The sequence below is a fragment of the Pseudomonas sp. 910_21 genome (assembly GCF_052850735.1).
In genome coordinates this window covers 1-12224 of the sequence record NZ_VXCY01000001.1, presented here as the reverse complement: position 1 = coordinate 12224, position 12224 = coordinate 1, and the positions used below count along the sequence as shown (strand labels likewise).

Here is a 12224-nt window from a genome sequence, read left to right as displayed (position 1 = left end):
TATTTGCGGTATCGGACTTCTCCTACAAGAAGCTTCCACCAGACTTTCTCAATAACAAGATAAGGACGGCACCCATGAGCGCTTTAACCTTGAAAGTCGCAATCAACCTGGCCAATCAGGCCATCAGTGCGGGACGCCAGATCAGCGCAGCGCCGCTGACCATTGCGGTGCTGGATGCCGGTGGGCATCTGGTGACCTTGCAAAGAGAGGATGGCGCCAGCCTGCTGCGTCCGCAGATCGCCATCGGCAAGGCCTGGGGCGCGATTGCCTTGGGCAAGGGCTCGCGCCTGCTGGCCCTGGACGCACAGCAGCGTCCGGCGTTCATCGGTGCCTTGAATGGTCTGGGGCAGGGCAGTGTGGTGCCGGCCCCGGGTGGGGTGCTGATTCGGGATCAGACGGGGGCGGTGATTGGTGCCATCGGCATCAGTGGCGACACTTCGGACATCGATGAGCAATGCGCAATCAGCGCTATCGAGGCCCAGGGCCTGGCGGCGGATGCTGGCGTTACCGCCTGACCAGGGCGCGCTGTCGCGGGCCCTGGCCTGCGACAGCGACTACAGGGATATGGAAACGTGGTCGGAGTGCTGTCAGCGGTCCGGTTCGCAGCCTTTGAGCACCAGGCGGATGATGGTCTGCGCCGCGGCCTCGTAGTCTTCTTCGGTGAGCTTGGCCTTGCCGGTCACCACCGATATCTGCCAGTCGAAGTCGGCGTAGGTCTGGGTCGCAGCCCAGATGCTGAACATCAGGTGGTTGGGATCGAGGGGGGCGATCTGGCCGCGGTCGATCCAGCTCTGGATGCATTCGATATTGTGCTTGGCCTGGGCGTTGAGCTGTTCCACCTGCTCCGGGCTCAGGTGCGGCGCACCGTGCATGATTTCACTGGCGAACACCTTGGAGGCAAAGGGCAGGTCGCGGGAGATGCGGATCTTCGAGCGGATGTAGCCGCTGAGCACTTCACTGGGTACGCCGTCGGCATTGAACGGAGTGGAAGCCTGGAGGATCGGTTCGATGATGCTTTCCAGCACCTCGCGGTAGAGGTTTTCCTTGGACTTGAAGTAGTAGTAAACGTTGGGCTTGGGTAACCCGGCCTTGGCGGCGATGTCGCTGGTCTTGGTCGCTGCAAAGCCCTTGTCGGCAAACTCTTCACTGGCGGCCCGCAGGATCAGTTCTTTATTGCGCTCGCGGATGGTGCTCATAAACCAGGGGATTCCTTGCCTGTTCGGGCGGTTGCGCATGGTAGCACCGGCGTCGCGAGGGGCTCAAGAATGCCCGCTGGCCGTAGTTTCCCGCTTCCGGCATCTCGCCTGTCCAGCCTCTGGCGCGGTATGCTGCGCGCCTTATTTCACGCAGGGAAGCCTGGCCCATGGCAGGAAGCAGTTTGCTGGTTTTGATCGACGACATCGCCGCCGTTCTCGATGACGTGGCCTTGATGACCAAGATGGCGGCGAAGAAGACCGCCGGGGTATTGGGCGACGATCTGGCGCTTAATGCCCAGCAGGTTTCCGGGGTTCGCGCCGAGCGGGAAATTCCCGTGGTCTGGGCCGTGGCCAAGGGCTCGTTTCGCAACAAGTTGATCCTGGTGCCGGCGGCGCTGGCCATCAGTGCCCTGGCGCCCTGGCTGGTGACGCCGCTGCTGATGATCGGCGGCGCCTACCTGTGTTTCGAAGGCTTCGAGAAGCTGGCGCACAAGTACCTGCCCCACGGCGACGATGCCGCCGAACATGCGCAGACTCTGCAGGCGCTGGCGGACCCTCAGGTGGATCTGGTGGCCTTTGAGAAGGACAAGATCAAGGGCGCGATTCGTACCGACTTCATCCTTTCCGCGGAAATCATCGCCATTACCCTGGGCACGGTGGCAGGCGCTTCCCTGAGCCAGCAGGTGGTGGTGCTCTCGGGGATTGCGATTGTCATGACCGTCGGCGTCTATGGCCTGGTGGGCGGCATCGTCAAGCTCGATGACCTGGGGTTGTGGCTGGCGCAGAAGCCGGGTGCCCTGGCCAAACGCATCGGTGGCGCCATCCTGCGAGCGGCGCCGTGGATGATGAAGAGTCTGTCGGTGATCGGCACGGCGGCGATGTTCATGGTGGGCGGCGGCATCCTCACCCACGGTGTTCCAGCCGTGCATCAAATGATCGAGGGCCTGGCCGAGCGTAGTGCCGGAGTCATAGGCGCGGCGTCGGCGATCATGCCGACCCTGCTCAATGCCGTGGCCGGGATCATTGCCGGTGGGCTGGTACTGCTGGCCGTGACGCTGCTGGGCAAAGGCTGGCGCGCCCTGCGCGGCTGAATCCAGGCTCAGCCTGGGGCCGCTATCCGAGCCGGCGACGCAGCATCTGGCTGTTGGCGGCACCAGCGTCGCCAGGTGAACTGCAATTGCAGGATCGCTGCACGGGCCATTTCCTGGGCTTGCACCGGCAGCGTCCGATCCTTGTCCAGGGCCTTGAGCAGGGCGATCGAAGCGGCGTCCAGTCGTTCGCTGCGATCCGGCATCGGGCCGCCGTGCTGGAGTAGCGCCGCCAGGTGCGCCAGGTAATGGTCACGTTCAGCTCCCAAGGCGCCTGCGGCGCTGTCCAGGCAACTGCGCAGTTGCAGCAGTTCGTCACCCAGGTCCAACCCCAGCAGGCCGTTGTCCCAATGCACGCGACGATTCTCGGGCTGCATCTGCCAATACCTCGACACGCGGATCAGGCGGTCGGCCATGCGTCCGCCAAACCAGCTTTCGGCCTGTTCCGGTGGTCGTGAAGTGAGTTGTGCCAAGTCAAACAGCGAGGCCTTGAACATCCGTCGGTAGTGATGTTCTCCCGGGTTGAGGCTGACCAGGCGCAACACCACCACGGCGATGCCGACCCCGATCAGGGTGGCCATGGCCTTGTTCAGAAAGGCGCCGAGGTCGTAGGTCATCAGATTGCCGGGGCCGACATTGTTGATAAAGAAGATGCAGAACGCCGAGGCGATCGGCGCGATCTTCGGCCGGCTCATGCACAGAGAGGCGAAGAACAAAGGCGGGGCCAGAGCCAGACACAGCAGGGGAAACCCATTCCAGCCGGGCAGCAGGCCAAGGCCGACGAACCCGGCCACGGGGATCGACAGGGCGATCCCCTTGAAGAAGTTCAAGCAAGAGGCCGCCGGGTTCTCGCGACCGGCGAACAGGCTCAATACCACCCCGCAAATCGACACCGCGCCCAACCCCGAAGGCCAGGCGGACAGCAACCAGAAGCTGGCCACGGCGAGAAAGGCCAGGGCACTGCGCAAGCCCCCCAACACCCCTTGCTGGATATCCCGGTGCCAGGACAGGGCACCGGGCGCACCCGGTGGCACCCGCCCCTGTTCCACGGCCTCGATGCTCTGGACGCTTTGTTCGACCCGCTCCAGTAACTGGGCCAGTTGCACCAGGCACAGATGGCCTTCGGCCGATAGCCACGGATCCTGTAGGGCTTGTCCCAGTCGTTGGGTCAAGGGGGCCAGGGTTGCGTCGGGCGCGGTTTCGAGGGCGTGGATGGTCTCGCGGATCAATGGCTCCAGGCGTTGCGCGGTAGTGGTGTCGAGCATCTGCCGTTGCCTGGCCACGCCTCGGGCGCAGCGGAGCAGACCCAGCAGGTCGCGGCTCAGTACCCGCAGCGCCTGTGAGCGACGGCGCCCTTGAGGGCCCTCGAACCAGGCGTGATCACGCTGTGCGTCCACGGTGACGATGCGTCCCAGGGCTTCCAGCAAGCCCTTGCGCTGGTCCTCTCCCTGCAGCTCCGAGGCGGCGGCGTGGCGCCCGGCGAGCCAGGCCGCTCGCCCCTGGAGCGCCAGCGTCTGTTCGACCCGGCGTGGCCAGAGGACGATGCTCGCCACCGAGGCGCAGAGGATCCCCAGGCCGATTTCCGAGCAGCGCGCCACGGCCTGATCGAATACCTGCAACGGTGCGGCAGTGGCGGGCAGGGCGATGATCGCGGCGGTGTATCCCGCCAGTACGAAGCCATAGGCGGCATGATTGCGCAGCAGCGAGGCGCCGGTGGTGCAGAAGGCCAGCCACAGGGCCATGGCCAGCAGGAACAGCAGCGGCGCCTGGCCCAGCGTGGCGATCAGCAGGATCGAGGCGACTGCCCCGACCAAGGTTCCCAGCAGGCGGTAGGCGCCCTTGGCCAGGACCATCCCGCTGCTGGGCTGGCTGACAATGAATACGGTGGTCAGGGCCCACTGCGGTTGTTCAAAATTCAGACGCAGTGCGAGGTACAGGGCTAGTCCGCCGGCGATCAGGTTCCTGAGGGCGAACAGCAGATCAGAGAGGGTCGGGGCGAACAGTGCGGGCCAGACATCGGCGACGTGAAGTGCAGGGATTTTCATGCTTCAGGCACATTGATAGCTAGCTAATGATTAGCATCGTATCTATGTTGCCAGGGGATGCCAATCGGCTTTTTCAGCCCTTGCTGGGGGTGGCTTGAGGCGGGAGGGGCAGCAGTGCCCCGCCAGATGGGCGGGGCGGGCGGGGCGCAGACTACTCGGCGATCTGCAGTTTGCGCGATTCGGTGTACACGTAGCGCACCTTCTCGTATTCGAACGGCGAGTTCAGCTGACCATAGCGGAAGCTGGTCTGGTAGCGCTTGTCGACACCACGCAGCACCCAGATCTCGGGGTGGTTGCTGCTGACTTCCGAGACGTTGAGGAAGTTGATCGCCGATTCGGCGGTGTAGTCCACTGCCAGTCCGGCCGTGTCCCTCAGGTTTGACGGGCCGAGGATCGGCAGCACCAGATAGGCGCCGCCGGGTACGCCATAGAAGCCCAGGGTCTGGCCGAAATCTTCGCTCTGGCGTGGCAGGCCCATCTTGGTGGCCGGGTCCCACAGGCCGGCAACGCCGATGGTGGTGTTGAGCAGCAGGCGCGCGGTGGTTTCCATCGACCGCTGGCCCTTGAACTGCAACAGGCTGTTCATCAGGTTCGGGACGTCGCCGAGATTATTGAAGAAATTGCTGACCCCGGTGCGCAGGAAGCTCGGGGTCACATAGCGGTAACCGTCCACCACCGGCAGGAACACCCACTGATCGAAGCGGTAGTTGAAGTGGTAGACCCGACGGTTCCATGACTCCAGCGGGTCATAGATATTCAGGGCATTGAGGGTCGAACGCTCGAACTCGCGCTGGTCCAGCCCCGGGTTGAACTTGAGTTTCTTCAACGGCTCGGTGAAGCCGTCGGGGTCGTGAACCGTGGGGGTGTGGGCCTTGCTGTTGTCGGCTTGGGCATAGCCTGCGCAGAGCAACGCAGCGATAAGCAGGAGATGTTTAGCCACGGAAGAACTCCAGCATGGCGTCGCTGTTGACGCGGTAGTTGAGGTTGCCGCAATGGCCGCCATGGGGGTAGACGGTCAGGCGGTCGCCAAAGGTCTTGCGCAAGAAGCCCAGGTCGCCGGGGCCGAGGATCACGTCGTCGGCGTTGTGCATCACGGCGATCTTCGGGCTGGCCTTGAGGTAGTCCTGCAGGGCATAGAGGCTGACCTGGTCGATCAGTTGCAGCAGGCTGCCGCCGTCGGTGCGGGCGCGCCACATCGGGATCACCTGTTCGGTCAGGTAGCAGTCGAAGTCGCACTGCAGGGCGCGCTTGAGGAACGGGGTAAGGCTGGTGCCTTCGCGGATCGGGTACTTGGGCGGAATGATCAGGCCGCGGCGGTTGATCAGGTCCGAGGTGAAGGCGATGTCCGCTGCCGAGAAGCGGAAGGAGGTACCGATCAGCATGGCCATCTGCTCGTTGGTCAGATGTTGCTTGGACTGCTGGAAGTCATAGAGCAGGGCGTCGTTGAGGTCGATGTAGCCCTTCTGCTGGAAGTAGCGGGTCAGCTTGCCCAGCACCAGTTCATAGAAGGTGGTGCTGTTGTTGATGCCCTTGACCTCGGTCTGTACCAGCTTGTCGAGGTTGGTGATCGAGGTATAGAGGTTGACCGGCGGGTTGAGCAGCAGCACCTTCTTGAAGTTGAAACTGCGTCGGGTCTCATCCAGCTTGCTGATGAATGCTGCGTCCAGGGCGCCGAGGCTGTAGCCGGTGAGGTAGAACTCGGTGATCGGCAGCTTGGGGTGCTGGGCTCGTACGGCCTGCATGACCCGGTACATGTCTTCGGCGTCTTCCTGGCTCACCCCGGGGGTGGCGAAGCGCGAGGCGGCACTGATGAAGTCGAAGCTGGTGGGCGAGGACAGCTGCACCACATGGTAGCCGGCCTTGTAGTAGAGCTTCTTCAGGTACTCGTTGAGGCTGCTGTCGTAGCGCGCACCGGTACCGGCGATAAGGAAGATCAGTGGCGCGGCGTGGTCCTGGGTGGCGATGCGGTAGGTGAGCTTCTTCACCGCCCAGAAATTGTCCGGGAGGATGAACTCGCGCTCCGGCCGCAGGTTCAGGCTGTAGTCGGACTGATGGATGTCATCGTTGGCGGGCAGTTCCGGGCGCAGCTCCGGGGGGGTGGTGGCGATGGTGGCTTCAAAGGGGTTGGTCAACGGGTAGCCATAGCTGGCCGGGTCGACATCCACCGCCAGTGCGGACGCACTCAGGATAAGGCCGCCGAACAGGGCAGCGAAGCGCAAGGAACGAAGCATGACTGTATCCCTAGAAGGAAGGTACCGAATGAGGTTCGCAGGCTATGACCACCGCGCTGCTGCCGAAGTGCCATGGGTGGGCACAAATAACCCCGGCCACAGGCCTGCTGGGAGGTGATAGTAGCCGGACGATACACTTTGCCGCTATTTGCTGAACAGTTATCTGTGCGTCGCGCTTGCCAAGCGTCCGTGGACGATTATGCTGGGCGCCGTTTTGATTGTTCGGAGTGTTTCATGTCCCGCCGCCTTCCCGTGATTCTGCTGCTCGTTGTCCTGCCGCTGTGGCTGGCTGCCAGTTATGGCCTGCGCTATGGCTTTATGGAGGATGCTCGGTGGGTGGGCGTCTGTGTCGATGAGGCCGGTCGCTGGGAGTGTTCGCTACGTTCCAGCCTGGGCTGGATGATCCACTTCAAGGTGCTGGGCTGGAGTGCCTTGGGCGCGGCGCTGCTGGGGTTTGTCGTGCCCGGTCGTGCTGGCTGGGGGCTGGCGGTGTTGGCCTTGCTGGTGGGTATTCCGGCCCTGGCCTTGTACAACACCACGCTGGCGGTGTTCGCGGTGGTGATTGCAGCCTTGCGCCTGGTGCGCGCCGCCAGGTCCTAGCCGCAGGTTTCGCCTGCGGCCGGGATGAGGGTCAGGCGATGCGAGCCCTTAGACTGCGCCATAGCGCGGCCACCATCAGCAGGCTGACCAAGGCCCAGCCCCAGGCCTGCTGGTTGGCCAGGCCTTCCTGATACAGCTGCGGAGCGATACCGGCACCCAGGATAAAGGTCAGCAGGGCGATTTCGCGGCGTGGCACTCGCACCGGGCGGCACAGGTAGACCACTGCCGGCAGCAGCAGGGCGGCACTCGGGAAACTGCGGTAGCGCGGGTCGAACACCAGCTCCAGCATCATCACTGCAGCGGCGAACCCTGCCGTTGCCAGCAACCAGCCTGCACGCTTTTCCAGGGCATTGAAGGCCCGCAGGCGCCAGCCTTCGCGAGGGCTCAAGGCCAGGGCGGCATGGGCCAGAATCAGCAGGTTCAGGCCCAGCAGCAGTCCGGCCCAGCACCATTCGCCAGTGAAGCGGCTGGTGACCCGCGCCAGTTCGCCCCAGGTACCGATGGTGCAGGCCGCCAGTGCGCCCAGCAGCGGCAATAGCAGCGCAGCACGTCGACCGCGAACCCGGCCACCCAGGATCAGGGTGCCGAGGAATATCACTGCGCCCGCGCCCAGCCATTGTGGCCAGTAAGGCAGATTGGACACCGGACCTGCGAGGATGCCCTTGTCCTGGCGATCGGCATCGAACAATCCCCAGTAACCGCCGACAGCGCCTTCGCTGGCACGTTTCCAGGGCTGATCGAAGGCTTCGATCAGGTTGTAATGCCAGCCGTTCTGTTCTGCCAGGGCTACGAAGCCGCGAATGAACTTGGCCTCGTTGACCCGGCTCGGCAGTGCGGTTTCCCGCTGGCGGCCTTCGCTGGGCCAGCCGGTTTCACCGATCAGCACGTCCTTGGGGGCAAAACGGTTGCCGAAGACCTGGCGTACCTCGGCCACGTGGTTCAGGGCCGCATCGATGTTCGAGGGGTCGTCTTCCCAGTACGGCAGCAGGTGAATGGTGAGGAAGTCCACCGTTGGTGCGATTTCCGGGTGCTTGAGCCAGAACTCCCAGACATCGGCATAGGTGACCGGCTGCTTGACCCCGGCCTTGACCTTGAGGATCAACCGCGCCAGTTGCGGGCCGGTGACTTCCTTGCGCAGTAATGCCTCGTTGCCGACGATCACCGCGCTGACGACATCCGGGTTGGCATTGGCCGAGGCGATCAGCAGGTCGATTTCCTTCTCGGTGTCCACCGGGTTGCTATTGACCCAGGCGCCGATCATCAGCTTCAGGCCGTGCTTGCGCGCCAGCTCAGGCAGGGCTTCGAGGCCGGTCATGGAATAGGTGCGGATGCATTCGAAGCGGGTGGCCAGCAGTGCCAGGTCGGCGTCCATGCGTTCGGGGCGCAGTTTGAACGGCTGGTCGAAGGGCGATTGGTCCTTGTCGAACGGCGTGTAGGAGGCGCATTGCAGTTTGTGGCTGGCGCTGGCGACGTCCGGCAGCGACACCGGCCGGCCAAGGCCGTACCAGTAGCCACAAAGGGCCAGCAGGCCGAGCAGGCAGGCGAACAGATAAGCGAGGGTGGGGAAGCGGGCTGTGGCGGGCATGGTCAGGCCGTAGTGGAACAAAGCGGGGCATCTTACCCGCATTTGTCCACAGCTTGGTGGCTCGCATGATTTTGACATGCAAAGTTTGGGCGGGCCCTTTGTTGGAGTGGTCGCAGCGCTTGGTTACTGGCTATCTGATGTCGTTGCTGGTTGCCTTGAGGTCGCAGGCAGAGCAGGTCGCGGGCGGTGGCGGGTTGATGATCGAAGCATCAGTACTCCGCTGATGATCGAACGCGTTCGCGGTGAGGCGTGATGGGGGCGCTGAGCACCATAACCATACGTTGACGTGCCCGGCAGCCGCCTGGCACTGCACTTTTCGGGGAAGTAACGATGAAGATGCGACGACTCTTAGGCGCAGGTGCCGCACTGGTACTTGCCATCAGCTCCACTCTGGCCAGTGCCGACAGCAAAACCCTGAGCATCGGCTACGTCGACGGCTGGTCCGACAGCGTGGCGACGACCTATGTGGCGGCGGAGGTGATCAAGCAGAAGCTCGGTTATGACGTCAAACTGCAAGCGGTGGCGACCGGGATCATGTGGCAGGGCGTGGCCACCGGCAAGCTCGACGCCATGCTCTCGGCCTGGTTGCCAGTGACCCACGGCGAGTACTGGACCAAGAACAAGGACAAGGTGGTGGACTACGGTCCCAACTTCAAGGACGCCAAGATCGGCTTGATCGTGCCGGAGTATGTCAAGGCCAAGACCATCGAGGACCTCAAGACCGATACCAGCTTCAAGAACAAGATTGTCGGCATCGACGCCGGGTCCGGCGTGATGCTCAAGACTGACCAGGCGATCAAGGATTACGGCCTGGACTACAAGCTGCAGGCCAGTTCCGGTGCGGCGATGATCGCCGAATTGACCCGTGCCGAAGAGAAGCAGGAATCCATCGCCGTGACCGGCTGGGTGCCGCACTGGATGTTCGCCAAGTGGAAACTGCGCTTCCTCGAAGACCCGAAAGGCGTGTATGGCGCCGCTGAAACCGTCAACAGCATCGGCAGCAAGGGCCTGGAGAAGAAGGCGCCGGAAGTGGCAGCGTTCCTGAAGAAGTTCCAGTGGGCGTCGAAGGATGAAATCGGCGAAGTCATGCTGGCCATCCAAGACGGCGCAAAACCGGATGTGGCGGCCAAGGACTGGGTGAGCAAGCACCCGGATCGGGTTGCCGAGTGGACAGCTAAATAGTCGCCAGGCGTCTAGAACAAGGGTTGCGAGGCCGCCCGCTGAAATCAGCGGGCGGCCTTGTGTTTTTTGGGGTGGAAAGCTGGCGAGGTGGCTAATGTCGTTCTAATACTAAGGTCGTCTGGAACCTGCCTCACAGCCGCATAGAGTGGATTAGGTTCTACCTAAAATCTGTGCTGCGAGGATAAAAACAATGAACGACAGCATTTACCTCTCGATTCAAAACAGTCCGCGTTTCAAGGAGCTGGTCAGTAAGCGAGAGCGGTTCGCCTGGATTCTCTCGGCGATCATGCTTGGGCTTTACTCGGGCTTCATTCTGTTGATCGCTTACGGTCCGCAGATCCTGGGCGCCAAACTCAGTCCAACTTCATCCATCACCTGGGGCATTCCCATTGGTGTCGGCTTGATTGTCTCGGCCTTCATCCTGACGGCCATCTATGTGCGACGCGCCAACGGCGAGTTCGATGACCTGAACAATGCGATCCTGAAGGAGGCTCAGCAATGATCCGACGTCTATTCGCAGCACTCGGTCTTGCCGCTTTCGCTCCCGCCCTCTGGGCCGCAGACGCTTTGACCGGTGAAGTCCACAAGCAACCCCTCAACGTCTCGGCGATTGCGATGTTCGTGGTCTTCGTCGGTGCCACTTTGTGCATCACCTACTGGGCCTCCAAGCGCAACAAGTCGGCTGCCGACTATTACGCCGCCGGTGGCAAGATCACCGGTTTCCAGAACGGCCTGGCGATTGCCGGTGACTACATGTCGGCGGCGTCCTTCCTGGGGATCTCCGCGCTGGTGTTCACCTCCGGCTATGACGGACTGATTTACTCCATCGGTTTCCTGGTGGGCTGGCCGATCATTCTGTTCCTGATCGCCGAGCGCCTGCGTAATCTGGGCAAGTACACCTTTGCCGACGTGGCGTCCTATCGCCTCGGGCAGACTCAGATCCGCACCCTATCGGCCTGTGGTTCGCTGGTGGTGGTGGCGTTCTACCTGATCGCGCAGATGGTAGGGGCCGGCAAGCTGATCCAGTTGCTGTTCGGTCTCGACTACCATGTGGCGGTGATCCTGGTGGGGATCCTGATGTGCCTGTATGTGCTGTTCGGCGGCATGCTGGCCACCACGTGGGTACAGATCATCAAGGCGGTGCTGCTGCTGTCCGGTGCGTCCTTCATGGCGCTGATGGTGATGAAGCACGTCAACTTCGATTTCAACACCCTGTTCTCCGAGGCGATCAAGGTTCACCCCAAAGGTGAGGCGATCATGAGCCCTGGCGGTCTGGTGAAGGACCCGATATCGGCGTTCTCCCTGGGGCTTGCGCTGATGTTCGGTACTGCCGGCCTGCCGCACATCCTGATGCGCTTCTTCACTGTGAGCGATGCCAAGGAAGCCCGTAAGAGCGTGCTCTACGCCACTGGCTTCATCGGGTACTTCTACATCCTGACCTTCATCATCGGCTTTGGCGCAATCCTGCTGGTGAGCACCAATCCGGCCTTCAAGGATGCCGCAGGCGCCTTGCTGGGTGGCAACAACATGGCGGCGGTGCACCTGGCCAATGCGGTGGGTGGCAGCGTGTTCCTCGGCTTCATCTCGGCGGTGGCCTTCGCCACCATTCTGGCGGTAGTGGCAGGCCTGACCCTGGCAGGTGCTTCGGCGGTGTCTCATGACCTCTATGCCAGTGTGATCAAGAAGGGCAAGGCCAACGACAAGGATGAGATTCGCGTTTCAAAGATCACGACCGTGGCCTTGGGCGTGCTGGCCATCGGCCTGGGGATTCTCTTCGAAAGCCAGAACATTGCGTTCATGGTGGGCCTGGCGTTCTCCATCGCAGCCAGTTGCAACTTCCCGGTGCTGCTGCTCTCCATGTACTGGAAGAAGCTCACCACCCGTGGCGCCATGATTGGCGGCTGGCTGGGTCTGGTCAGCGCGGTGGCATTGATGGTTCTCGGCCCGACCATCTGGGTGCAGATCCTGCATCATGAGAAGGCGATCTTCCCGTACGAGTACCCAGCGCTGTTCTCGATGATCATTGCCTTTGTCGGTATCTGGTTCTTCTCCATCACTGACAAGTCGGCTTCGGCGGCCAATGAGCGGGCCTTGTTCTTCCCGCAGTTCGTGCGTTCGCAGACCGGCCTGGGCGCCAGTGGGGCGGTGTCGCACTGAGTGGGTCCTGTGTAGCGGCTTCTATATAGAGGCGGTGTAGTAGCGAAATGCCCTGGTCGAGAGACCGGGGCATTTTTTTTGCCTGTCGGTGGTGGTGGTGGTGTGTGGGGCTGGAGGGCCTCTTCGCCGGCAGGCCGGCT

Annotated in this window: 11 protein-coding genes; 6 read left to right on the top strand and 5 right to left on the bottom strand. The window is 62.4% G+C overall.

Going from position 1 to position 12224, the window contains the following annotated elements; translation table 11 throughout:
- Positions 1–74: 74 nt before the first annotated feature.
- Positions 75–515, top strand: a complete 441-nt coding sequence (locus FW796_RS00055; RefSeq protein ID WP_346631959.1) for a GlcG/HbpS family heme-binding protein — start codon at positions 75–77, stop codon at positions 513–515.
- 72 nt (positions 516–587) lie between these two features.
- On the opposite strand, the gene FW796_RS00050 is transcribed toward FW796_RS00055, so the two are convergent.
- Positions 588–1196 carry a TetR/AcrR family transcriptional regulator gene (locus FW796_RS00050; protein WP_346631958.1) on the bottom strand — a complete coding sequence of 203 codons (609 nt, stop codon included), beginning with the start codon at positions 1194–1196 and terminating at the stop codon, positions 588–590.
- Between the two features lie 167 nt (positions 1197–1363).
- Here FW796_RS00050 and FW796_RS00045 point away from each other — a divergent pair, with 167 nt between their 5' ends.
- Positions 1364–2287 carry a DUF808 domain-containing protein gene (locus tag FW796_RS00045; protein ID WP_346631957.1) on the top strand — a complete coding sequence of 308 codons (924 nt, stop codon included), beginning with the start codon at positions 1364–1366 and terminating at the stop codon, positions 2285–2287.
- An 8-nt stretch (positions 2288–2295) separates the two neighbouring features.
- Here the strand turns inward: FW796_RS00045 and FW796_RS00040 are convergent, their stop codons facing one another.
- From FW796_RS00040 to FW796_RS00030, 3 genes are all read right to left on the bottom strand, one after another.
- Complete coding sequence (locus FW796_RS00040) at positions 2296–4329, bottom strand: FUSC family protein (RefSeq protein WP_446438871.1); 2034 nt, start codon at positions 4327–4329, stop codon at positions 2296–2298.
- Positions 4330–4480: 151 nt separating this feature from the next.
- Positions 4481–5269, bottom strand: a complete 789-nt coding sequence (locus FW796_RS00035) for an MlaA family lipoprotein (RefSeq protein ID WP_346631955.1) — start codon at positions 5267–5269, stop codon at positions 4481–4483.
- On the bottom strand, positions 5262–6560 hold the full coding sequence (locus FW796_RS00030; protein ID WP_404938736.1) for a serine/threonine protein kinase: 1299 nt from the start codon (positions 6558–6560) through the stop codon (positions 5262–5264). The genes FW796_RS00035 and FW796_RS00030 overlap by 8 nt, the downstream gene beginning before the upstream one ends.
- Before the next feature lie 234 nt (positions 6561–6794).
- Between FW796_RS00030 and FW796_RS00025 the strand changes: the two genes are divergently transcribed.
- A complete protein-coding gene (locus tag FW796_RS00025) occupies positions 6795–7160 on the top strand; it encodes a hypothetical protein (protein ID WP_446438870.1) in 366 nt (121 codons plus the stop codon).
- Positions 7161–7191: 31 nt separating this feature from the next.
- Here the strand turns inward: FW796_RS00025 and FW796_RS00020 are convergent, their stop codons facing one another.
- Positions 7192–8745, bottom strand: coding sequence for a glycoside hydrolase family 17 protein (locus tag FW796_RS00020; protein WP_446438869.1), 1554 nt, complete (start codon positions 8743–8745; stop codon positions 7192–7194).
- A 330-nt stretch (positions 8746–9075) separates the two neighbouring features.
- Here FW796_RS00020 and FW796_RS00015 point away from each other — a divergent pair, with 330 nt between their 5' ends.
- The 3 genes from FW796_RS00015 to FW796_RS00005 all read left to right on the top strand — a co-directional run bounded on the left by FW796_RS00015 (position 9076) and on the right by FW796_RS00005 (position 12084).
- A complete protein-coding gene (locus tag FW796_RS00015; protein WP_346631951.1) occupies positions 9076–9927 on the top strand; it encodes a glycine betaine ABC transporter substrate-binding protein in 852 nt (283 codons plus the stop codon).
- 190 nt (positions 9928–10117) lie between these two features.
- The gene (locus FW796_RS00010; protein ID WP_253125219.1) at positions 10118–10429 is read left to right on the top strand and encodes a DUF485 domain-containing protein; all 312 of its coding nucleotides are present in this window, start codon (positions 10118–10120) and stop codon (positions 10427–10429) included.
- Entirely contained in the window at positions 10426–12084 is a 1659-nt protein-coding gene (locus FW796_RS00005; protein ID WP_346631950.1) for a cation acetate symporter, read from the top strand. Before FW796_RS00010 ends, FW796_RS00005 begins: the two co-directional genes overlap by 4 nt.
- Positions 12085–12224: the final 140 nt, after the last annotated feature.

Bases quoted from the DNA above. Each gene is read 5' to 3' on its own strand.
- FW796_RS00055 (WP_346631959.1), top strand. From the start codon at position 75: ATGAGCGCTTTAACCTTGAAAGTCGCAATCAACCTGGCCAATCAGGCC.
- FW796_RS00050 (WP_346631958.1), bottom strand. From the start codon at position 1,196: ATGAGCACCATCCGCGAGCGCAATAAAGAACTGATCCTGCGGGCCGCC.
- FW796_RS00045 (WP_346631957.1), top strand. From the start codon at position 1,364: ATGGCAGGAAGCAGTTTGCTGGTTTTGATCGACGACATCGCCGCCGTT.
- FW796_RS00040 (WP_446438871.1), bottom strand. From the start codon at position 4,329: ATGAAAATCCCTGCACTTCACGTCGCCGATGTCTGGCCCGCACTGTTC.
- FW796_RS00030 (WP_404938736.1), bottom strand. From the start codon at position 6,560: ATGCTTCGTTCCTTGCGCTTCGCTGCCCTGTTCGGCGGCCTTATCCTG.
- FW796_RS00025 (WP_446438870.1), top strand. From the start codon at position 6,795: ATGTCCCGCCGCCTTCCCGTGATTCTGCTGCTCGTTGTCCTGCCGCTG.
- FW796_RS00020 (WP_446438869.1), bottom strand. From the start codon at position 8,745: ATGCCCGCCACAGCCCGCTTCCCCACCCTCGCTTATCTGTTCGCCTGC.
- FW796_RS00015 (WP_346631951.1), top strand. From the start codon at position 9,076: ATGAAGATGCGACGACTCTTAGGCGCAGGTGCCGCACTGGTACTTGCC.
- FW796_RS00010 (WP_253125219.1), top strand. From the start codon at position 10,118: ATGAACGACAGCATTTACCTCTCGATTCAAAACAGTCCGCGTTTCAAG.
- FW796_RS00005 (WP_346631950.1), top strand. From the start codon at position 10,426: ATGATCCGACGTCTATTCGCAGCACTCGGTCTTGCCGCTTTCGCTCCC.